18 protein-coding genes, 1 other RNA gene and 2 pseudogenes are annotated in these 21,547 nt (G+C 59.6%); 15 read left to right on the forward strand and 6 right to left on the reverse strand.

The features are described 5' to 3' along the window. Window positions 1-184: 184 nt before the first annotated feature. Window positions 185-2,800: a DNA gyrase subunit A gene (gene gyrA, locus AC1DOQ_RS23880; protein WP_477369865.1), complete on the reverse strand. Its 2,616-nt coding sequence runs from the start codon at window positions 2,798-2,800 to the stop codon at window positions 185-187. Window positions 2,801-3,207: 407 nt separating this feature from the next. Between gyrA and ompA the strand changes: the two genes are divergently transcribed. The 4 genes from ompA to AC1DOQ_RS23900 all read left to right on the forward strand — a co-directional run bounded on the left by ompA (window position 3,208) and on the right by AC1DOQ_RS23900 (window position 6,308). After that, window positions 3,208-3,924, forward strand: a complete 717-nt coding sequence (ompA, locus tag AC1DOQ_RS23885) for an outer membrane protein OmpA (protein ID WP_477369868.1) — start codon at window positions 3,208-3,210, stop codon at window positions 3,922-3,924. Window positions 3,925-4,028: 104 nt separating this feature from the next. Continuing rightward, complete coding sequence (ubiG, locus tag AC1DOQ_RS23890) at window positions 4,029-4,748, forward strand: bifunctional 2-polyprenyl-6-hydroxyphenol methylase/3-demethylubiquinol 3-O-methyltransferase UbiG (protein ID WP_477327878.1); 720 nt, start codon at window positions 4,029-4,031, stop codon at window positions 4,746-4,748. Between the two features lie 11 nt (window positions 4,749-4,759). Beyond that, on the forward strand, window positions 4,760-5,467 hold the full coding sequence (locus AC1DOQ_RS23895; protein WP_477369871.1) for an HAD family hydrolase: 708 nt from the start codon (window positions 4,760-4,762) through the stop codon (window positions 5,465-5,467). A gap of 205 nt (window positions 5,468-5,672) precedes the next feature. After that, complete coding sequence (locus AC1DOQ_RS23900; protein WP_477369874.1) at window positions 5,673-6,308, forward strand: glycine zipper 2TM domain-containing protein; 636 nt, start codon at window positions 5,673-5,675, stop codon at window positions 6,306-6,308. 50 nt (window positions 6,309-6,358) lie between these two features. Here the strand turns inward: AC1DOQ_RS23900 and AC1DOQ_RS23905 are convergent, their stop codons facing one another. Beyond that, entirely contained in the window at window positions 6,359-7,210 is an 852-nt protein-coding gene (locus tag AC1DOQ_RS23905) for a class I SAM-dependent methyltransferase (protein WP_477369877.1), read from the reverse strand. A gap of 162 nt (window positions 7,211-7,372) precedes the next feature. On the opposite strand from AC1DOQ_RS23905, the gene ssrA reads away from it, so the two are divergent. From ssrA to AC1DOQ_RS23950, 9 genes and pseudogenes are all read left to right on the forward strand, one after another. After that, window positions 7,373-7,731, forward strand: a transfer-messenger RNA (tmRNA) gene (ssrA, locus tag AC1DOQ_RS23910). A 150-nt stretch (window positions 7,732-7,881) separates the two neighbouring features. Continuing rightward, window positions 7,882-8,433: pseudogene (locus AC1DOQ_RS23915) on the forward strand (IS5 family transposase); the annotation flags it as partial. A gap of 18 nt (window positions 8,434-8,451) precedes the next feature. Then, window positions 8,452-8,664 (forward strand): annotated as a pseudogene (locus AC1DOQ_RS23920) (transposase); the annotation flags it as partial. 364 nt (window positions 8,665-9,028) lie between these two features. Then, a complete protein-coding gene (locus AC1DOQ_RS23925) occupies window positions 9,029-10,723 on the forward strand; it encodes a glycosyltransferase (protein WP_477369880.1) in 1,695 nt (564 codons plus the stop codon). Window positions 10,724-10,789: 66 nt separating this feature from the next. Next, window positions 10,790-11,659 carry an IS5 family transposase gene (locus AC1DOQ_RS23930; RefSeq protein WP_477369883.1) on the forward strand — a complete coding sequence of 290 codons (870 nt, stop codon included), beginning with the start codon at window positions 10,790-10,792 and terminating at the stop codon, window positions 11,657-11,659. A gap of 138 nt (window positions 11,660-11,797) precedes the next feature. Next, entirely contained in the window at window positions 11,798-12,916 is a 1,119-nt protein-coding gene (gene vioA, locus AC1DOQ_RS23935) for a dTDP-4-amino-4,6-dideoxy-D-glucose aminotransferase VioA (protein WP_477369886.1), read from the forward strand. Further along, on the forward strand, window positions 12,897-13,610 hold the full coding sequence (locus AC1DOQ_RS23940; RefSeq protein WP_477369889.1) for a WbqC family protein: 714 nt from the start codon (window positions 12,897-12,899) through the stop codon (window positions 13,608-13,610). Before vioA ends, AC1DOQ_RS23940 begins: the two co-directional genes overlap by 20 nt. Further along, the gene (locus AC1DOQ_RS23945) at window positions 13,607-14,584 is read left to right on the forward strand and encodes a hypothetical protein (protein WP_477369892.1); all 978 of its coding nucleotides are present in this window, start codon (window positions 13,607-13,609) and stop codon (window positions 14,582-14,584) included. The genes AC1DOQ_RS23940 and AC1DOQ_RS23945 overlap by 4 nt, the downstream gene beginning before the upstream one ends. Window positions 14,585-14,612: 28 nt before the next feature. After that, entirely contained in the window at window positions 14,613-15,176 is a 564-nt protein-coding gene (locus tag AC1DOQ_RS23950) for a GNAT family N-acetyltransferase (protein ID WP_477369895.1), read from the forward strand. 751 nt (window positions 15,177-15,927) lie between these two features. On the opposite strand, the gene AC1DOQ_RS23955 is transcribed toward AC1DOQ_RS23950, so the two are convergent. After that, window positions 15,928-16,260, reverse strand: coding sequence for a hypothetical protein (locus AC1DOQ_RS23955; protein WP_477369898.1), 333 nt, complete (start codon window positions 16,258-16,260; stop codon window positions 15,928-15,930). Here AC1DOQ_RS23955 and AC1DOQ_RS23960 point away from each other — a divergent pair. After that, window positions 16,247-16,624, forward strand: a complete 378-nt coding sequence (locus AC1DOQ_RS23960; protein WP_477369901.1) for a hypothetical protein — start codon at window positions 16,247-16,249, stop codon at window positions 16,622-16,624. The genes AC1DOQ_RS23955 and AC1DOQ_RS23960 overlap by 14 nt on opposite strands. Window positions 16,625-17,076: 452 nt before the next feature. After that, the gene (locus AC1DOQ_RS23965; RefSeq protein WP_477369904.1) at window positions 17,077-19,869 is read left to right on the forward strand and encodes a TonB-dependent receptor plug domain-containing protein; all 2,793 of its coding nucleotides are present in this window, start codon (window positions 17,077-17,079) and stop codon (window positions 19,867-19,869) included. A 65-nt stretch (window positions 19,870-19,934) separates the two neighbouring features. On the opposite strand, the gene AC1DOQ_RS23970 is transcribed toward AC1DOQ_RS23965, so the two are convergent. From AC1DOQ_RS23970 to AC1DOQ_RS23980, 3 genes are all read right to left on the reverse strand, one after another. Further along, entirely contained in the window at window positions 19,935-20,522 is a 588-nt protein-coding gene (locus AC1DOQ_RS23970) for a type 1 glutamine amidotransferase domain-containing protein (protein ID WP_477369907.1), read from the reverse strand. Window positions 20,523-20,539: 17 nt separating this feature from the next. Further along, entirely contained in the window at window positions 20,540-21,148 is a 609-nt protein-coding gene (locus AC1DOQ_RS23975) for a type 1 glutamine amidotransferase domain-containing protein (RefSeq protein WP_477369910.1), read from the reverse strand. Between the two features lie 87 nt (window positions 21,149-21,235). After that, complete coding sequence (locus AC1DOQ_RS23980) at window positions 21,236-21,547, reverse strand: chaperone modulator CbpM (protein ID WP_477369913.1); 312 nt, start codon at window positions 21,545-21,547, stop codon at window positions 21,236-21,238.

The following is a 21,547-nucleotide window of genomic DNA, read 5'->3' on the forward strand; positions in this document are numbered from 1 at the left end:
CTCTTGGGCGAGCCTGTTGGCGTCATGGCAGCGGTGACGGGGAACCTGATTTTCGCACGAAACTTGCAAAAAATCCTCAGGGTGGACCATTTTTCGCCGCATTGCAGCAATCCGCCGTCGATTACGTCAAAGAAAAACGGCCCGTGCATCGCTGCAGGGGCCGTTTCGATGGCTGGGACGCGGATTATTCCGGCGCCGGCTCCAGCTCCACCTCGTCGACGTCGCTCTCGACCACGCGCTGCAGGCCGGACAGCTTGGTGCCGTCCTCCACCGCGATCAGGGTCACGCCCTGGGTCGCGCGGCCCATCTCGCGGATCTCGGCCACGCGGGTGCGGATCAGCACGCCGCCGGTCGTGATCAGCATGATCTCGTCGGTTTCGTCGACCAGGGTCGCGGCCACCACCTTGCCGTTACGCTCGGAGGTCTGGATCGCGATCATGCCCTTGGTGCCGCGGCCGTGGCGGGTGTACTCCGTGATCGGGGTACGCTTGCCGAAGCCGTTCTCGGTGGCCGTCAGGACCGACTGCTGCTCGTTCTCGGCCACCAGCAGCGCGATCACGTTCTGGCCTTCTTCCAGGTTCATGCCGCGCACGCCGCGCGCGGTACGGCCCATCGGGCGCACGTCGTTCTCGTCGAAACGCACGGCCTTGCCGGCGTCCGAGAACAGCATCACGTCGTGCTTGCCGTCGGTGAGCGCGGCGCCGATCAGGAAGTCGCCCTCGTCCAGGTCGACCGCGATGATGCCGGCCTTGCGCGGGTTGCTGAAGTCCTTCAGCGGGGTCTTCTTGACGGTACCCAGGCTGGTGCCCATGAACACGTAGTGGTCTTCCGGGAAGCTCGAGTTCTCGCCCGACAGCGGCAGGATCACGGTGATCTTCTCGCCATCCTGCAGCGGGAACATGTTCACGATCGGCTTGCCGCGCGAATTGCGCGAACCCTGCGGCACTTCCCACACCTTCAGCCAGTACATCCGGCCGCGGTTGCTGAAGCACAGCATGTAGTCGTGGGTGTTGGCGATGAACAGCTGGTCGATCCAGTCCTCGTCCTTGGTCGCCATCGCCTGCTTGCCGCGGCCGCCGCGCTTCTGGGCGCGGTATTCCGAGATCGGCTGCGACTTCATGTAACCGGTGTGCGACAGGGTCACTACCATGTCCTGCGGGGTGATCAGGTCTTCGGTTTCGAGGTCGCTGGCATTGTGCTCGATGGCCGAGCGGCGTGCGTCCTTGCCGTTCTCGGTGTAGTCGGCCTTGATCTGGCCCATCTCGTCCACGATGATCGCGGTGACGCGTTCCGGCTTCGCCAGGATGTCGAGCAGGTCGGCGATGTGGAGCATCACTTCCTTGTACTCGTTGACGATCTTGTCCTGCTCCAGGCCGGTCAGGCGCTGCAGGCGCATCTGCAGGATTTCCTGGGTCTGCTCGTCGGACAGGCGGTACATGCCATCCGGCTGCATGCCGTAGTGCTTCGGCAGGTGTTCCGGACGGAAGGCTTCGATGCCGCCGGCGGCGCCGGTTTCGGTGCGGCTCAGCATCTCGCGCACCAGGGACGAATCCCAGGTGCGCTGCATCAGCTCGACCTTGGCAACCGGCGGGGTCGGCGCGGCCTTGATGATGGCGATGAACTCGTCGATGTTCGCCAGCGCGACCGCCAGGCCTTCCAGCATGTGGCCGCGTTCGCGCGCCTTGCGCAGCTCGAACACGGTGCGGCGGGTGACCACTTCGCGGCGGTGCGACAGGAAGCTTTCCAGCATCTGCTTCAGGTTCAGCAGCTTCGGCTGGCCGTTGACCAGGGCGACCATGTTCATGCCGAAGGTGTCCTGCAGCTGGGTTTGCTTGTACAGGTTGTTCAGCACCACTTCCGGCACTTCGCCGCGCTTCAGCTCGATCACCACGCGCATGCCCGACTTGTCGGACTCGTCGCGGATGTCGGAGATGCCTTCCAGCTTCTTGTCGCGCACGTTCTCGGCGATACGCTCGAGCAGCGACTTTTTATTTACCTGATACGGCAGTTCGTCGACGATGATGGCCACGCGGCCGCCGTCCTTGCCGTACTCTTCGAAGTGGGTCTTGGCACGCATCACCACACGGCCGCGGCCGGTGCGGTAGCCGTCGCGCACGCCGGACACGCCGTAGATGATGCCGGCGGTCGGGAAGTCCGGCGCCGGGATCAGCTCGATCAGCTCGTCGATCGTGCAATCCGGGTTCTTCAGCACGTGCAGCGCGCCGTTGATGACTTCGGACAGGTTGTGCGGCGGGATGTTGGTCGCCATGCCGACCGCGATGCCGGAGGAGCCGTTGACCAGCAGGTTCGGGATGCGGGTCGGCAGGACGGTCGGTTCTTTTTCCTTGCCGTCATAGTTCGGCTGGAAGTCGACGGTGTCCTTGTCGATGTCGGCCAGCAGCTCCTGGGAAATCTTGTCCAGGCGGCACTCGGTGTAGCGCATCGCCGCGGCGCTGTCGCCGTCGATCGAACCGAAGTTGCCCTGCCCGTCGACCAGGGTATAGCGCAGCGAGAAATCCTGCGCCATACGCACCAGGGTGTCGTAGATCGAGGCGTCGCCGTGCGGGTGGAACTTACCCATGGTCTCGCCGACCACACGGGCGCACTTCAGATACGGGCGGTTCCACACGTTGTTCATCTCGTGCATCGCGAACAGCACACGGCGGTGCACCGGCTTGAGACCGTCGCGCGCGTCCGGCAGAGCACGGCCCACGATCACGCTCATCGCGTAATCGAGGTAGCTCTTGCGCATTTCTTCTTCCAGGGAAATTGGAATTGTTTCTTTTGCGAATTGATCCATTGGCGGGTCGGCTGTTTTGGGCCGTGAAATTTAAGTTTCCAAGGGGTAGATTTTACCACGCGCGCTATATCAGCAGTGCATTTTGAAAGCAAGTCCGATACGGCTTGCTTGTGCACGTTTGCCAATTTGACACATGCCTGTAATAAACTTTCGTCAAGCTTGCGGTCTGTTCACAATAACGTTGTTGCGCAGAAACAACGAGAGAAATCGCATGCGCAGCAAATGGGCTTTCCGCGGTCGTGCGGATGTAGCGTATGTGGCAAAATGGCCGAGATGTTAATTGCTCGTTTCACAATGCGAAACAGACACGTCCGTGCAAGTGTTAATATTCTGCCCACGTGCTCACGTCATGCGCATCGGCGCGCAAGTTTCGCGGCGGGAAGAATTTACCGAAAGGAAGAAAAAATATGAAAAAACTGGCAACCCTCATGCTCGCAGCCTCGGCCGCGATGGCAGGCAGCGCTTTCGCGCAAAGCGCACCGCCGTACGCGCCGCTGACGACCGACATCCAGGCGCCGAAGCCTTACAGCGCTTACGTGCAGGATGCCCGCGGCGTGATCGCGCGCAATCCTTTCGGCCTGTGCTGGCGTACCGGCTACTGGACCCCGGCCGACGCGGTCCCGGGCTGCGACGCACCGCTGTGCGTGCCGCCTGAGAAACTGGAAAACGGCAAGTGCGTCGCGCCGCCGCCGCCGCCGCCGGTCGAAGCTCCTGCCCCGGCACCTGCCCCGGCACCGGCTCCGGCTCCGGTCCCGACCTCGGAAAAAGTGAGCTACTCGGCTGACGCCTTCTTCGACTTCGACAAAGCCGTGCTGAAGCCGGCCGGCAAGGCATCGCTGGATGACCTGGTCTCGAAGCTGAAGGACATCAACCTGGAAGTCATCATCGCCGTCGGCCACACCGACTCGATCGGTACCGATGCCTACAACCAGAAGCTGTCGGTCCGCCGCGCTGAAGCCGTCAAGGCCTACCTGCAGGGCAAGGGCGTCGAATCGAACCGCATCTACACCGAAGGCAAGGGCGAGAAGCAGCCTGTGGCCGACAACAAGACTGCCGAAGGCCGCGCCAAGAACCGCCGCGTGGAAATCGAAGTGGTCGGCACCCGCAACACCCAGCAGCAGTAATCTGCCGCTGGCGGGCTGACGCCCCGGACAAACCCCGCTTCGGCGGGGTTTTTTTTCGCCAACCCAACCGTAGCACGGCGGCATTTCCGCTATTATTCGCACCTATGACTACGCAAGCATCGACGACGGCCAACGCCGACCCCTTGGAAATCCAGAAGTTCAGCGAACTGGCCCACCGCTGGTGGGACCCGACCTCCGAGTTCCGCCCGCTGCACGAGATCAATCCGCTGCGCCTGGAATGGATCAACGCGCGCGTGCCCCTGAGCGGCAAGAACGTGATCGACATCGGTTGCGGCGGCGGCGTGCTGTCCGAATCGATGGCGCGCAAGGGCGCGAAAGTGACCGGCATCGACCTGTCGAAGAAGGCGCTGAAAGTGGCCGACCTGCACAGCCTGGAATCGGGCGTCGAGGTGCGCTACAAGCTCATCGCCGCGGAAGACATGGCCGCCGAGGAACCGGGCCAGTTCGACGTCGTCACCTGCATGGAAATGCTCGAGCACGTGCCCGATCCGGCCGCCATCGTGCGCGCCGCCGCGACCCTCGTGAAACCGGGCGGCCACGTATTCTTCTCGACCCTGAACCGCAATCCGAAGTCCTACCTGTTCGCGGTGATCGGCGCCGAGTACGTGCTGCGCATGCTGCCGCGCGGCACCCACGACTACGCCAAGTTCATCACGCCGGCCGAGCTTTCCAGCTTCATCCGCGCCGCCGGCCTGCAGGTCGAGGGCCTGAAGGGCCTGAGCTACAACCCGCTGACCAAGATCTACTCGCTGAACCAGGACACCGATGTGAACTACATGGTGGCCTGCACCAAGCCGCTTTAAGACGATACTGCATGACCTTTCCCTCCCGCCTGCCCGTGCCGCGCGCCGTCCTGTTCGACCTCGACGGCACCCTGGCCGATACCGCGCCCGACCTCGCCGCCGCCGTCAACTGGCTGCGCACCGAGCGCGGCCTCAAACCGACGCCCTACGCGGTGCTGCGCCCGACCGCCTCGGCCGGCGCGCGCGGCATGATCGGCGCCGCCTTCGGCCTGGCGCCGGGCGACGAGGGCTATGAAGAGCTGCGCCTGCAATGGTTCGACCGCTACCAGTCGGCGATGGCGGTCGAGAGCCGCCTGTTCGACGGCGTGCCCGAACTGTTGGACGGCATCGAGCAGGCCGGCATGGCCTGGGGCGTGGTCACCAACAAGCCGATGCGCTTCACCGACCCGCTGATCCCGCAGATCGGCCTGGCGCACGCCGGCTGCGTGGTCTCCGGCGACACCACCGCCTTCGCCAAGCCCCACCCGGCCCCTCTGCTGGAAGGTGCGCGCCTGCTCGACCTGGCGCCCGAGGAATGCTGGTACGTCGGCGACGACCTGCGCGACGTCGAAGCCGGCCGCGCCGCCGGCATGGTCACGGTCGCCTGCGGCTGGGGCTATTGCGGCGAGATTCCGCCGGCAACCTGGGGCGCCGACTACCTGCTCGACAGCCCGCTGCACCTGCTGCAGGTGTTGCGCGAGCTGATCGAGGCGGCACGCGCCGCCGAAGCGTCGGCCTAATTAAAAGCGCCTAACAAAAGCCCCAGGGCAAGGCGCATCGTCGAAGACAGTACGCGAGTACGGCGAGACGATGCAACGCCGCCATGGGGTTTTTGTTAGGCGCTTACATATCTTTACGATTGATACAGGGATCAGTCTATCTCTGCGTGATGCCCGCCATTAATCTACTCCCATACAACAACGCAACGTTTCGGGAGCAGAGAACATGGAAGCGATCAAGAACACCACCAACCGTATCCACCCGCTGATGGCCGGCGCCGCCGTGTCGGTCATCGTCGTCAGCCTGGCCGGCGCCGCCGCCATCACCGGCATCCTGCCGAGCTCGAACAGCGCTCCGCAAGCCCAGCCGGCTGCGCTGATGAGCTCGCAGGCCGCGCCTGGCTATGCCGGCGCCCTGGCCCCGGTCGCCGCACCCGTCGCGCCGCAGGGCGTGCAGCAGGCGCCCGTCGGCTATGCCCAGCCGATGACTGCAGGCTACGTCCAACCGGCCGCTTACGCTCAACCGGGCTATGGCCAGCCGGCTTATGGTCAACAGGTGGCAGCCCAGCCGGCGCCCGCTCCGGCGCCGGTGGTGATCAAGGAAACCGTGATCAAGGAAGTGCCGGTGAAGCAGGCCGCACCGCGTCCGCGTACCGTCGCCCACCACAACTATGCCCGCGACGACTACTACGCCCCGGCACCGCGTCCGGCACCGCAGCCGAACTACGTCGGCATCGGCACCGGCGCCGTGATTGGCGGCCTGATCGGTAACCAGGTCGGCAGCGGCAACGGCCGCAAGCTGGCGACCGTGGCCGGCATCATCGGCGGCGGCATGATCGGCAACCAGATGATCAATCGCTGATCGCCGGTCTCCTCGAAGGAAAGCCGCGGATGCGCAAGCCCGCGGCTTTTTTACGTCTTGCGGAACACGCTGACGATGATGTCGCTCGGGAACAGGCGCAGCAGCGGAAGCGCGCACGTCACGGCGGCGTACTGCAGGTAGAGCGAGGGGCCGGAGATATTGCCGGCGCAGCGGATGCGCTCCAGCAGGCCCTTGGCGCGTAGCGAAGGCAGTTCGCCCGAATGCAGGCGCTCGAAGCCGTGCCGGGCCACCAGGCGCTCCAGGTTGGCGGGTCGGAAGTAATGGACGTGGGGAGAAGGCAGGTCCTTCTGCCACAGGCGTTCGAAGGGACTGCGCCAGCCCATCCGCGCAAAGGCCTTCGACAGCCGATAGAAGAAGCCGGCGCTGTTGGGCAGGTTGAGGATCAGCAAGCCGCCCTCTTCCAGGCGCGCATGACAGGCGTCGAGCGCGGCGCGGATGTCGGGAATGTGTTCGATGACGTCATTGAAGACGATGATGTCGAAACGTTCGCCGGCCTCCAGCGCATCCGGGAAATAACCCTGCCGCACCGGCAAGCCGCGCGCCGCGGTGCGTCCGCCGACCACGGCGTCCGGCTCGATCCCCAGCGCCTCGAAGCGCTCGCGCGCCGTCTCGAGGAACCAGCCATGCGCGCAGCCGACGTCGAGCAGCTTGCGCGCACCGGGCTGGGCCAGGCGGACTGCGATGTCGACGATGTCGCGGAAGTTCTCCTGTCGCAGCGCCTTCAGGCCCAGCTCGCGCTCATCCTCGTCGACCGATGCCCCCGCGCTCTTCTCGTTGATCGCTCCTTGCAGAGCGGCACTTTCGTACCCACATTCGTGGCAGGACGCATGCCATCCAGCCAACCCGGCGGTTTGCGGCGTACCGCAGACGATACATGCCATATTCTCTCCGTTCAGTGTCATCGAGCCGTCTCCAGCAACCGTACATGATAGTTCGGATTTGACAACGGAAATCTATCGAAAGTTAACATTTTCGCGAGTTCCCGGAGAGATCCGGATCACTGCACATCGCCTCAGTTTGGAGTACAATGGTAGTTCTTCGTTGGGGGCGACCTGGTTTCGACGTGGGTTGCAAAGCAGCGCAGGGCATACCGAGGACTGGTTACCTCGTAAATACATCCAGAAATCAATAACTGCAAACGATAACTCGTACGCACTCGCAGCCTAATCGCTGCTAGCTCTACATCACCTCGCCTCTGGGGTGAGCCGCAAGGCAAGTAGAGTCATTTACAGAGGCTAGGAATCAACTGGGTCACTTGGTTGCTTCCGAAATTTAAGGTGACTCGCTTGTACACAGGGTGCACATCCCCGTTGTACTGGTTAAATTAAAAGATAGTGCTAAGTATGTAGAACTGTCTGTAGAGTGCTTGCGGACGCGGGTTCGATTCCCGCCGCCTCCACCAATAAACACTCCGACGTGGTTTTTCCACGTTCAAGAACCCGCCTCCGTGCGGGTTTTTTACTATGGAGAGTTGTATATCTTGGGGTAACATAGGCTTTGTTGCACAAATCTGTCCCCTGCGCCTGAACGGGAGCGCGGGTAAACTAACGAGATGAGTGCGCCGGCAAAAACGAACTATCGAACGACCAACTGGAAAGAGTACAACGCAGCGTTGAAGGCGTCTGGCTCGCTGCTCATATGGCTGGACAAAGACATGTGCTGGCACGGCAGTGCCAGCGGCAAGCGGGGTCGAAGCCAAAAGTACAGCGAGGCGGCAATTCAGTTCTGCCTGACGATCAAGGAACTGTTTAATCTGCCCTGTGTCAGGCAATGGGATGTCGCAAAGCCTGCTCGAGCTGGCAGGGCTGGGCTGGCAGGTTCCCGACTTCAGCACCGTCAGCCGACGCCAGAAGCATTTGGTGCTAACGATTGGGTGCAGCCGACGATGACAGGATTGCACCTTCTTGTCGACAGCACCGGCATCAAGATGCTCGGCGAAGGCGAATGGAGGACGAAGAAACACGGCGCCGATTACCGTCGCCAGTGGCGCAAGGTTCATCTTGGCATCGATGCGACTACGCTGGAAATCCGGGCCATCGAAGTGACCGGCGACGCGCCGATGCTGCCGTGTTTGCTCGGCCAGATTGCCGATGACGAGGCGGTCCCGGAGACGCCGCTGGGCCGCATCAAGGACCAGATCGAGAAACTCAAGGCAAGGGTGCACCCCAAGGTCGAGCATCCGTTTCACATCATCAAGAACATCTTTGGCATGAAGAAAGTGCGTTACCGCAGATTGTTCAATAATACGACTCAACTGTTCACGTTGTTCGGACTGGCCAATCTTCGGATCGCCAGGCGACGGCTTTCTCAGCACAACGCCCAAGGTGCACCTTGAAATGGGCGAGCAAGTGAAATTTGCAGGAAAGTGCGGGAGAAACGGGGCGAAAACGGCTATAGAGTGATTATTTCTCGCTTCCGAGTACCCAAGTCCTGAAAAATTCGATTCGCTCGCATCATTTTTAACAAAATTCTGATTTGCTCAGCGCGTTCCCAATTAACTTCCAGCAACTGATTCACCCTCAATAAACAGTGCGCCACAAGAGGCTAATAAAGTTTTTAACATGGAGCGAACGTGAAGAATTAGTTTTCCGACGAGCAGATCATCGAATACATATAAAGCCACAAAGCCCCCTATTTCTCGAATAACGAGATTATGACAAATAATGTCCTAACAAGACACTAATACTCTCTTTGCCAATATGCCAGCAGTCACCGTACTCATTCCTGCATATAAGCCGGAACATCTAGAATTAGCGCTGATGAGCGCGCAGCGTCAAACATTCCAGGATATTGAAATTCTCGTCGGTGACGACACACCCGATGCCCGACTGGAAGCAATTGTCCAGCGTCTTGGCGACCCACGCATCCGATACATTCACCACGGATTCCAAGACTCGCTAAAAAATGCCAGAGAGCTTCTTCGCCATGCCAAAGGCCAGTATATCAAATGGCTATACGACGATGACTTTTTATTACCTGGATCAGTTGAGGCCTTACTGCTTGCATTACAGATGCATCCACGCGCAGCTTTGGCGTTTCATGAGCGCCAATTCATTGATGCGAATAATGCCACGGTCTTTACACCCGCTCCATTGCTGCAACCAGGAACAGTCGCTCTCGTCGACCGTCCTTTTCTTGTCAACAACATGGTTGGGAAAATTCATAATTTCGTCGGAGAGCCAAGCAACATCATGTTCAACCAAGAGATCGTCGACCCAATGACGCTCTCAACCTATCGATCTGCACAAATGGATTTTCTCAATGATGTGGCCATGTACCTTAATGCATCGAAGGATTTCCCTCTTGTTGCGGTAGGTGGCTATTTAAGCAAATTCAGACAACATGAAGCACAAAACTCGAACAAAAACTCTCCTGGATTCAGTGCTGGCCTGTACGAATGGGAAGTGTTTATACGCGGAGAAGCGGCAGATGGAAATCTTTCCTCGGCTGCTCTGCACGACGCACAAAATCGGTTGAAAAGCCTATATGTCGCACATGGTTCACACTTTCCAGAAATTACGAAGCTTCTTTCAAACCTCGATGAAATAATCCAGGCCCCACCAAATACACTTTTCAGTTCAGAGCGCTTCCAAGAGGATTATGCGTGTGCGCGCAAAGCTGTTGCGGCTCGTCTGGAGGCAAAAAGGAAATCCTCGCAAGACCATAGTTTTTGCGTAATATGCCAATCGCCAGTTGAACAATGGGTCCCCCATCCCAACGCGTCCCTTCTTTGGACTTCATTCATATCCAGCATGGAGGTCATCGGTTCCCGTCTGGACAAGCATCTCTGCCCACGCTGTCATTGCAATGATAGGGAAAGACATTTGTGGCTGTATCTTCAAGCTGCGGGATTTTTTGATCAAATCAAAAATATGCGCATCCTGCACATTGCCCCGGAACCGCAGCTTGAATCAAAAATCCGCAAACTTAATCCATTGGAGTACGTTACCGGCGATCTATTTCCTCGCTCACCGTTACACAGCAAAATCAATGTCGAGAAATTAGATTTCCCGGATGATCATTTCGATTTCATTATTTGCAATCATGTGCTCGAACATGTCAATTCTCCCGAAGTGGCTCTCGCTGAATTTCGGCGCTGCCTGACATTCAACGGGCATTTGGTTGCACAAACGCCATATTCCCCCGTCTTGCGTTACACGTTTGAACTGAACAAACCCGCCACCTCAGAATTCGCCACGCATTATTACGGCCAAGATGACCATGTTCGCCTATTCGGCGCAGACATTCTTAATAAATTTCATGCAGCAGGGTTGAATGGGGATCTATATCCTCACACGACCGTGCTTGGAGATCTTGATGCCGAAACATATGGTTGCAACTCCCGAGAGCCATTTTTCTTTTTCTCGAAAGGGAAGGCGCCAATGTTTTCATAATAGGGCACCTCGAAAACCCGCCACCGCATGGCATGATGATGGCTTCCCGAGTTTGATGCAGTTCTCATGATCAAGACCAGCCTGTTTACCGACCAGGAGCGCGAAGCGAAGCTGAACAAGCTTGGCGATGCGCTTCGCGTGCTGGAGCAGCACGTCGATTTCGCCGCGTTGGCGGCAGAAGTGGACTGTGCGGCACCACGCCCGAGCCGTGAGCGCGGCGGCCGTCCGCCGTTTCCGACCGAATTGATGGTCCGCGTTCTGCTGATCCAGCAGTCGTTCAATCTGAGCGACGAGCAGTTGGCAAAGCACGGCTTCATTGCGCGCGGCGGTCAGATGATCGATGCCAGTATTGTGCAAGCACCGAAACAATCCCTCAGCAAAGAAGAGAAAGCGCTGGTGCAACAGGACGCGATGCCTATCGAATGGACGCCAGCGAAGCGGCGCCAGAAGGATGTGGACGCGCGCTGGACCAAGAAGCACGGCAGATCCTACTTCGCCTACAAGGTGTCGGCCAACGCCGACAAGCGCTACAAGCTGGTGCGCAAGATCAAGGTGAGCACCGCCAGCGAACACGATACGCTCCACTTCGAAGACGTCCTCGATTCGGCTAACACGAACCGCAACATCCTGGCCGACAAGGGCTACGTAAATGGCGGGCGTGAGGCGCGGCTGTCCAAGCAAGGCTGGGGCATGCACATCCAGCGCAAAGGCAGCAAGGACAAACCCATTTCCGAGGCCCGGCAGCGCCGCAACCACCGCATTGCCAGGACGCGCGCACGCGTCGAGCACGTGTCCGCTGGCCTGGCGCAATTCGGCGGCAAGGCAGTGCGTTTGATCGGTCTGCCGCGACCCACCTTGCATCTGCACTGGAAGGTCGCGGCCTACAATTTGCAGCGGCTGGTTTACCTGAAGGAGGCCGGCATCGAGGCGTTCTGACGCCCGCAGTCCGCTCGGGTATCGCCCGCCCCACCGTATCCGCGACGGCCTGCATACCGCCATGGCGCGGTACATCGAAAAATACTGACAACCGTCGCCTATGACACGCCGCTTGCCGGCATGCGTAACGAGACAAGAATGAGTAACCAAAAACCGATCTACGTCACCCAACCCAGTCTGCCGCCGCTGGAAGAGTTTTACCCTTATCTGCAAAAGATCTGGGACAACAAGATCCTGACTAATGGCGGGCCGTTCCATCAGCAGCTGGAAAAGGCATTGTGCGAATACCTTGGGGTCGAGCACCTGGCATTATTCTCGAACGGGACGATCGCACTCGTTACGGCACTGCAGGCGCTGCGTATCACCGGCGAGGTGATCACCACACCGTACTCGTTCGTCGCAACGGCGCATTCGCTGCTGTGGAACGGGATCAAGCCGGTGTTTGTCGATATCGATCCAGCGACCCTCAATCTCGATCCGGCCAAGATCGAGGCAGCGATCACGCCGCAGACCACGGCGATCATGCCCGTGCATTGCTATGGGAATCCGTGCGACGTGGAAGCCATCCAGAAAATCGCCGATAACTACAACCTGCGGGTCATCTACGATGCGGCGCACGCATTCGGCGTCGAAACCAATGGAGGCAGCGTGCTGCGTTACGGCGACCTCTCAATCCTGAGCTTCCACGCGACCAAGGTATTCAATACCTTCGAAGGCGGTGCAATTATCTGCCCGGATGCGAAAACCAAACTGCGCATCGACCAGCTGAAGAATTTCGGTTTTGTCGACGAGTTGACCGTGGTTGCGCCCGGCATTAACGGCAAGATGAGCGAGATTAATGCCGCCTTCGGCATGCTTCAGCTGGAATACGTCGACGGCGCGATCGCACGGCGCCAGCAGATCGACTCGCTGTATCGCCGCCTGCTGGCGGAGGTGCCGGGTGTCCGTTGCCTGGCCGATGCCGGCCAAGAGACGTCGAATTATTCGTACTTCCCGATCCTTGTCGAGGAGGCGTATCCGCTCAAGCGCGACGAACTGTTCCAGAAGTTGAAGGATCAGGGCATCGTCGCGCGCCGATATTTTTACCCGCTCATCTCGGACTTTCCGATGTACCGAGGCCTGCCGTCCGCGCATCGCGACAACCTGCCGGTGGCAACTCGGACAGCCCGGCAGGTTCTCTGCTTGCCGATCTACCCGAACCTGGCCGATGAGGACGTAAAACGCGTGGTGCGCATCATTGCTGGAGAAAACTGGTGAAACTGGCGATCATGCAGCCCTATTTTTCCCATACATAGGGTATTTCCAGTTGGTCGCGGCGGTAGACAAGTTCGTGTTCTACGATGACGTCAACTTCATCAAGAATGGCTGGATCAACCGGAACCGTCTGATCCTGGCCGGCGCTACGCGCTATATCACCGTGCCCCTTGCCGGGGCGAGCCCATTCCTGAAGATCAATGAGATCGGCGTCCAAACCGGCGACGGATGGCGGCGCAAGCTGGTAGAGAGTCTGCGGCATTCATACTCGAAGGCGCCGTACTTCGCAGACGTCAATGCGTTGTTCCAGGAAATCGTTTTATCGGATCAGCACAAGATCGGCGAGATCGCAAAGGCCAGCGTGACGGCCGTGTGCCGCTACCTCGGCCTCACCACGGAATTTGTTCCGAGCTCGGCAATCTATGGCAATGCATCGCTCGGCGGGACCGCTCGCGTGCTCGATATCTGCGCTAGGGAGGGTGCAAGTGATTATGTCAATCCGCCGGGCGGACGCGAATTGTACAACCCGCAGGATTTTTCCGCGCGAGGGCTGGGGCTGCACTTCGTCCGGCCGAGCTTGAAGCCATATCCGCAGTTTACGGACCAATTTCAGCCGGGCCTGTCGATCATCGATATTCTCATGTTCAATAGTCGCGAGCAGGTGATGGCAATGTTCGGTGCTGAGGTCAGTGCATGATGGTCAACCCGATCGGAGGTTATTTCGAACTCGAGCTGCCGCGTGGCCGGACCCAGGTCTATCCGGGCGCGCTGCGTTTCCAGTCAGGGCGATCGGCGTTCCTCGCATTACTTCGTGCGGCGAGGCCGAATCGGGTATGGATGCCGCGCTACCTGTGTGACACGATGTATGCGCCGCTCCGCGAGGCCGGCATTGGTTGCGAGCAGTATTCCGTTGATGAGCGTTTCGAGATCATCGGAGAACCCGCCGTTCACGAACATGACTGGTTTTACTACGTCAATTACTTTGGAGTGCGCGACAGCTATGTCGACGAGGTCCTGTCGCGTTTCGAGCCCCAGCACGTGATCGTCGACAATTGTCAGGCATTTTTTTCGAGACCGCGGGACTGCGCGGCGACTATTTACTCGCCGCGCAAGTTTTTTGGCGTTCCCGACGGCGGCTTGCTGATCACCCTGTGCCAAGTTGAGCCGCCTGCGCAACGTGATACCGGGTCGCTGGCGCGCTCCAGGCATCTCATTGAGCGCTTGGCTTCGACGCCGGAAAGCGGGTATACGAGCTACCAAGCTGCCGAGCAGTCGCTGGAAAGCGTAGAGCCGCACGGCATGTCGCAGTTGACGGAAGCATTGCTGTCCACGATCGACCTGAACCAAGCGAGGCTGCGGCGTAACGACAATTTTCTGGCTCTGCACACAAAGCTCGCCCCGTTCAATCGATGCGCCCTCGACGTAGCGGCTGTCGATGGGCCGCTGTGCTACCCGCTGCTCATCGAGGCACCCGGCCTGCGCGAACACCTGATCGCATCGAGAATCTTCGTCGCGACCTACTGGCCGGACGTCGCTCGCAGGGTTGAAGCCGACTCCGTCGAAGCTGGCTTGATAAAGCATCTGCTCCCACTGCCATGCGACCAGAGGTATAGCATGGTCGAGATGGCGCAGATTGCCGACGCATGCCTTGAATTCTTAAAACGACAATAAATCACGATTTAGAAATCAGGGAAAACTGATGAATATTCACGGAAAAATCGTAACCCTTCGAGCGCCGGAGTTTGAAGACGTGCCGAAGCTGCATAAATGGAGCAATGATCCAGAGATCTGGAACATGCTCGGCGGCTGGCATTTTCCGTTTTCGATGCGTTCCACCGAGGAATGGGTGCGGAGTCGCAAAGATAGCAACTTAACCGACCATGTTTTCTGCATCGACACCACAGAACACGGGGTGATCGGCACCGCAAACCTCGTGAACATCGACTGGAAAAACAAGACTGCCTTCCACGGAACGATGATCGGTGAGCCCAACCTGCGCGGTAGGGGATATGCGCTTGATACCGTATTTTCGATCATGCGCTACGCCTTCATGGAATTAGGGTTGAACCGTCTGGACAGCGACATTATCGCGTACAACCAACGTTCAATTAAATTCTACTTAGAAAAATGCGGCTGGAAGCATGAAGGTGTGCGTCGCAACTGGTTTCACCGTAACGGTCATTTTCATGACAAGGTGTTGATCGGGGTAACGCGCGAAGATTATTTGGATATTCTCAGAAAGAATAATTACTGGAATAAGTAGTAAGGGAAACGCTGAACTAATCGGTTTCGGACAGCTTTCGGCGCTTTTCCTGTGACCGCTGCGCATAGTAGTGAATTTTTCGGCGCGGTTGATGTGCCCGAGGTCGAAATCAGCCCGGTTTTGTGCATACTAACTGTTTAGTATCGTGCGATCATATTCCTCGCCGTAGCTGGCCTTTGTTTCGTGCAAAAGCTATGCTGGGCGAGTTGATTGCTGGGTTCATCAGTCCCGGCATTCAATCGCATCAGGAGCAGTTGGCAGGCGCGTTCGGATTTAGGACGCGAGGTTCCTGCACGCGGAAGTCAACCGAGCACCCGCCGTTGATAGTGATACAACCGCCCCGATCTGACGAACCGATCGCGCCAAGATTGGTACGGAACACGATTGGCGTACCGTCGGGAACGGGATTACTAAACCTATCAGCCAGCATTACCTGGATGATAGCGGCCGGATAGGTCGGCGAGCTGTCTTTGTTCCGATCCACATTAAAGTGATTGGTACTAAGTGGGTTGCCAAAAATGTCGATGTTTTTAAAGGTCAAAACAGCCGTCTCGGTACGCCCATTGCCGCCCTCGCCCTTGATGACAATCGACTTGTCTGAAGGAAGCGCCTGTACGACTGGACCGATGCCGCCGCGGGTGGCGCGATCGTGAGCGCCGCCGTGACAGGCTTCGCAACGCCATCGGCGGAGACGGTCACGACATCGTTATTGCCACACTCCTTGTCGCGATAGACAACCTGGGCGGCGCCATTATTCGTCGGGGCCGTTGCCGACATCGTGGTCGGTATATTTACCGGCCCCATTCATCAGGTCCACCGACAGCACAGTGGAACCATCAGCCTGAATGCTTGCAGGAGAAGCGCTGAGAGTCCCGAACGTGAGCGTCGTGGCGCTGACTGCGTAGCTGGCCTTTCCTGTAGCCGTCGTAGTGCCCACGGTACTGCTCGCGGTGACGGTGCCTGCACCGCCGGCCGCGAGATTGGCGGCACGCATACTGACGCTGGCCACGCCATTACTGTCGGTCAGCGCCGTACCGCTGGTTGGAGAAAATGTCGCCAATGCGTTGCTGGTGGCGAAGCTCACGACCGAATTCGGCACTGGCTTCCTGCTTGCATCCAGGACGGTTGCCTTGACCGTGAGCGGAATAGCGCCGGTCAGCGAATTGGATGAGGTACCGCTCGCGTTCAGGAGCGCCACTGTGACGGTGGGTGCAGACTGGCTTTCCGAGGGCGATGTCGTTGTACCTGGAGACGTCGGGGATGTGGATCCCAGCATTGAACACAAGCCGGAAATTCCACTGACGCTGCTCTCGGTGCCGTTGCCGCTACTTCCGCCGCCACAAGCGCTCAACGCCATACTCGCCACCAACAGAACCGGAAAAGCCCTCAGTCTCATCGTCATGATCATCCCTTTAAGCTATTTGTACGGACTCGCTCACCAGGGATAAGTGTTCATTGACACTCTTTGCATCAGACGACTGCCTAACTATTGTAGACACTTGTACTAGATAAAATAACAACCAGCTGGAGTCTTGTACGCCCTTCCATTTCTTTCACCCGGCACGTAGCGACAGTTTCAAGCGCGATGTACTCCGAGTAACACCCCTACCTCATGCCGCACCGCAGCAATTTCCTGCTCCCCTTCCCACCTCTCCAAAATTTCCTTCCGCAAACTTCACATTTTCTTTACGCTCGTAACATACTGTGTCAAAAACCCAACGGATGTAACTTAAAGCAACACGATATTTCCCTAACGCATATTTACGACTTTGCATCTGGGCAATCTTATGCAAGAGTATTTATACGCGTACGTACAGAAAGTCAGAGATAACTGACCACGTATGCATCAGTTGCTCAAATAATTTTCATCCCAGGAGTTGTTGTGAAGCATAAAAATATTTTGAAGAAGAGTTCCATCGCTCTGGCCGTTACCCTGGCCATCCCCGCTTTAGCCGCAGCGCAAGAAGCAAGCACGCCGGATCCGAAGATCCAGCGCGTCGAGGTTACCGGCTCCAGCATCAAGCGTACGCAAACCGAGGCAGCGAACGCAGTCCAGATCCTGACCCGCGATGACATCGAGAAAACCGGCCAGAATACGGCGCTGGGCATCCTGACCGCCATGTCCTCGGTCAGCACCGACATCAACTCGGCAAGCGCCAGCTCCGGCAGCTTCGCGACCGGCGCTTCGGGCGTCAGCATGCGCGGCCTGAGCAAGGTTGCTACCCTGGTCCTGGTCAACGGCCGCCGCATTGCGCCCTACGGCCTGTCGGACGGTGCTCAGCAGAACTTCACCAACCTGGATGCCATCGCCACCGACGCCATCGAGCGCATCGAGGTGCTGAAAGACGGCGCATCGGCAATCTACGGTTCGGACGCCATCGCCGGCGTGGTCAACATCATCCTGCGCAGCAACTACCAGGGCTTCCAGATCAAGGGCCAATACGGTGAAGCGCCGCACTTCCAGGACGCGCGCAACCGCAACGTGTCGGCGATCTGGGGTTATGGCGACATCGACAAGAACGGCTTCAACACCTACCTGACCGCCGAAGCCTACAAGACCGACGGCTACAGCCAGGGCGACCTGAGCTCGCATTACCCGGCTTGGCACCGCCTGACCCCGGGCCGCTCGACCTACGATGCGAAGAGCTCGTTCTCGCCGACCGGTAACTACTTCCTGAGCAGCACCAACATCGTCGCCGCACCGGGCTGCCCGGCCGCCGACATCGACCCGACCGACAAACTCTGTAAGTGGGATGCGACGCCGTACAACGGCCTGCGCACGAACAACAAGCGCCATGCGCTCGCCAGCAGCACCCACTTCCGCATCGGCCAGAACATCAACGCCAACTTCGAAGTCACGGCCGCCGGCGAAGTCAGCGACTACATCGTGGCGCCGTTCAGCGTCAGCAACGGCGCTGCCACCAGCTCGCAGAGCGTCTGGTACAACGTTCTCGGCGGCAAGATGGTCGGTCCGTTCTCGTATCCGAAGCTGCCAGTCGGGCACCCGATGAACCCGTACAGCACGGCGACCGAGTACCGCGCGCGCATGATGGACACCGGCAACGGTTTCAACTTCAACCGCACCGATTCCGACCAGCAGCGCGTGATGCTGGCCCTGGACGGCACCATCGGCAACTGGGACTGGAAATCGGCGCTCGGCTACTCGCATTCGAGCGCGACCAAGGCAACCCGCGCCGTCAGCGCCAAGGGCTACACCGATGCGATCGTCAACAAGACCTACGTGTTCGGCAAGCAGAACGATACGGCCCTGCTGGAATCGATGTTCCCGGTCCGTACCACCGAAGGTGAAGCCAAGGTCAAGTTCTTCGACGCGACCGTGTCGGGCACCGTGGCGCAACTGCCGGCCGGTCCGCTGAACGTTGCGTTCGGCACCAATATCAGCCAGAACTCCTACTGGATGAAGAGCTCGGACAACGTGCTGCGCGGCGATCTGGTCGGTATCTTCGGCCTGCAGGTGGACGATTCGCGTAACGAGTACGCGCTGTTCACCGAAGCCAACGTTCCGCTGACGAAGCGCCTCGAGATGAACGCCGCGCTGCGCGCCGACAAGAGCGGCGATTTCGACGCTCACCTGTCGCCGAAGCTGGGCCTGCGCTACAACGTCACCGACAGCCTGCTGCTGCGTGCCACCGCATCGGGCGGCTTCCGTGCGCCGAACATCGTCGAATCCGGTAACGGCCTGGGCCGCAGCTCGGTCGCGACCGGCGTCAACGACCTGCGCCGCTGCCCGATCGCCAACCAGCTGAACGCCCTGGTGCAAGGCGCCGCCAACGCGACCACCGCCGACAAGGCATTGGCCAACAGCTTCCGCAACGCGGAATGCTCGGCCGGCCTGCCGAGCTTCGTGTCGTCGAACCCGGACCTGAAGCCGGAAACCTCGCGTTCGGTGACCCTGGGCGCCGTGTGGGAGCCGATCAAGAACTGGAGCGCCGGCCTCGACTACTACTTCATCGAGCGCCGCAATGAAATCGGCACCCGTGGCGTAACCGACATCCTGAAAGGCGAAGCCAGCCTGCCGGCCGGCCAGCTGATCCGTATCGACAACACCGCCAACGACAACGACTTCCTGTCCCTGGTGAAGAAGTACGCGCCGAACAACACCATCAACTACGGCGGCGTCGGCCAGCTGGGCCTGGTGTACAACCCTTACGTCAACAGCGGCCGTACCCGCGTGTCCGGCTTCGACTTCGACGCATCGGGCCGTTTCAAGTTCATGGGCACGGACTTCCGCCTGAAACTCGACGGCAGCTACATCTGGAAATACCAGAACTACAGCCAGGCGCTGAACGCGTATGACGAGAACATCGCCGGCACCTGGGACTTCTATGACTTCCCGGCGTCGCGCCTGAAGACCGTCACGAAGCTGTACATGAAGAAGGGTGATTTCGATCACTCGATCACCATGAACTACAACAGCGGCTGGGGCAACAACAGCAACTCCTCGCCGACCTACTGCGTCACGCAGAAAGTCGCACCGGAGAACATGGCTATGTGTAACCATGTCGGCAGCAACACCACCTTCGACTACTCGCTGACCTACTCGGGTATCGATCACGTGAAGCTGAGCCTGTACGTCACCAACATCTTCGAACAGGACTACCCGATCACCTGGCGTGACGGCTACACCACCCAGTTCCGTCGCGTGGCAGTGGCTGCAACCTACAAGTTCTGATCGCCTGACCCGGCGTGAAAACTGGAAGACCAGGCTTCGGCCTGGTCTTTTTTTTCGCCCGTCGCCTAGGAGGTCGGGCCCGGATCGGTTCCCGCCGCCATCATGAGTTCCTTCGCCAGCGCATCGTTGAAGGCCGGAAGATCGTCCGGCTTGCGGCTGGTGACCAGGCGCGCGTCGATCACCACTTCGTCGTCGGTCCACTCGGCGCCGGCGTTGGTGAGATCGCGCTTCAGGCTGGGCCAGCTGGTCAGGTGCTTGGCGCTGGCGATGCCGGCATCGATCAGGGTCCAGGGACCGTGGCAGATCGCGCCGACCGGCTTGTCCTCGACGTCGAAGCCGCGGATGAAATCGATCGCTTCCCTGCTCATGCGCAGCTTGTCGGGATTGGCCACGCCGCCGGGCAGCACCAGGGCGTCGAAGTCGGCCGGATCGGCATCGCGCACGTTCATCTCGACCTTGAACCGGTCGCCCGGCTGCAGGTGATTGAAACCCTGAACCTCTTCGCCGGCATTCTTCGGCGACAGCAGCACCACGGTCGCGCCCCGCTCTTCCAGATAGGACCGCGGGCTGGTGTATTCGATCTGCTCGACGCCGTCCGTCATCAGCATGGCGACGCGCTTGCCCTCCAGGGGCCTGCCTGATACCTGTTCCATATGAACTCCTTCCGGGCTCAGTGTGCGCCCGATTGCCCCGGCTGGACCGCGGCCAGCTCGCCGAGGATGGCCTGGTTGAAGGCCGGGATGTCGTCAGGCTTGCGGCTGGTGACGAGCTTGCCGTCGACCACCACCTGTTCGTCGGTCCACTGCGCGCCCGCGTTCTGCAGGTCGAGCTGGAGGGTCGGCCAGCTGGTCATGCGCTTGCCGCTGACCAGGTCGGCATCGATCAGGGTCCAGGGCCCATGGCAGATGGCGGCGATGGGCTTGTTCTCGCGGCCGAATTCGCGGATGAAGGCGATTGCCTCCGTCGACAGGCGCAGCTGGTCGGGATTGGCGACGCCGCCCGGCAGCACCAGCGCGTCGAAGTCGGCCGGACGCGCATCGCGCACGTCGAGTTCGACCTTGAACTTGTCGGCGGGATCGAGGTGGTTGAAGCCCTGGATCTCGTCGCCGCTCGGCTTCGGCGAGACCAGGGTCACCTTGGCGCCCTGCTGTTCGAGGAAGCTGCGCGGCCCCGTGTATTCGACCTGCTCGACGCCGTCCGTCATCAGGATGGCGACCCGTTTGCCCTGCAGGGCCTGGCCTGCGCCAGGTTGCGACTTCTGTTGCGAATTCTGTTGCATGAGACCTCCTTCAATCGATGAAAAATGATCGCTGTGGGAGGTCCGATTGTAGTTTTGCCTGCCTCGGGACGGCGCGCGCTTCCCGCTCTAGTCGAGGCCCAGTGCGTGCAGGCGTGCGCGCAGGCGGCGCACCTCGTCGCCGAGGTCGACCACCAGCGCGGCCAGGTCCTCGTTGGCGTCGAAGTCGCGTTCCACGCGCAGCAGGCGGCGCGCGCGCAGCAGGTCGCCGCTGCGGAAGCGCCACTCCGTCACCTCCACCGCCGGCTGGCCGGCAAGGATGCCGGCGCGCACCCGGCGCACCACCCATTCCGGCTCCACATTGCAGGCGCGCGCCAGCTCCTCGAGGGTCAGTGCGGCGTCGTCCAGCAGTACGCCGCTGATGCTCGTCATCTCATGCAT

It is taken from the genome of Massilia sp. 01N417 (assembly GCF_056399645.1).

Bases quoted from the DNA above. Each gene is read 5' to 3' on its own strand.
- gyrA (WP_477369865.1), bottom strand. From the start codon at position 2,800: ATGGATCAATTCGCAAAAGAAACAATTCCAATTTCCCTGGAAGAAGAA.
- ompA (WP_477369868.1), top strand. From the start codon at position 3,208: ATGAAAAAACTGGCAACCCTCATGCTCGCAGCCTCGGCCGCGATGGCA.
- ubiG (WP_477327878.1), top strand. From the start codon at position 4,029: ATGACTACGCAAGCATCGACGACGGCCAACGCCGACCCCTTGGAAATC.
- AC1DOQ_RS23895 (WP_477369871.1), top strand. From the start codon at position 4,760: ATGACCTTTCCCTCCCGCCTGCCCGTGCCGCGCGCCGTCCTGTTCGAC.
- AC1DOQ_RS23900 (WP_477369874.1), top strand. From the start codon at position 5,673: ATGGAAGCGATCAAGAACACCACCAACCGTATCCACCCGCTGATGGCC.
- AC1DOQ_RS23905 (WP_477369877.1), bottom strand. From the start codon at position 7,210: ATGGCATGTATCGTCTGCGGTACGCCGCAAACCGCCGGGTTGGCTGGA.
- AC1DOQ_RS23925 (WP_477369880.1), top strand. From the start codon at position 9,029: ATGCCAGCAGTCACCGTACTCATTCCTGCATATAAGCCGGAACATCTA.
- AC1DOQ_RS23930 (WP_477369883.1), top strand. From the start codon at position 10,790: ATGATCAAGACCAGCCTGTTTACCGACCAGGAGCGCGAAGCGAAGCTG.
- vioA (WP_477369886.1), top strand. From the start codon at position 11,798: ATGAGTAACCAAAAACCGATCTACGTCACCCAACCCAGTCTGCCGCCG.
- AC1DOQ_RS23945 (WP_477369892.1), top strand. From the start codon at position 13,607: ATGATGGTCAACCCGATCGGAGGTTATTTCGAACTCGAGCTGCCGCGT.
- AC1DOQ_RS23950 (WP_477369895.1), top strand. From the start codon at position 14,613: ATGAATATTCACGGAAAAATCGTAACCCTTCGAGCGCCGGAGTTTGAA.
- AC1DOQ_RS23970 (WP_477369907.1), bottom strand. From the start codon at position 20,522: ATGGAACAGGTATCAGGCAGGCCCCTGGAGGGCAAGCGCGTCGCCATG.
- AC1DOQ_RS23975 (WP_477369910.1), bottom strand. From the start codon at position 21,148: ATGCAACAGAATTCGCAACAGAAGTCGCAACCTGGCGCAGGCCAGGCC.
- AC1DOQ_RS23980 (WP_477369913.1), bottom strand. From the start codon at position 21,547: ATGCATGAGATGACGAGCATCAGCGGCGTACTGCTGGACGACGCCGCA.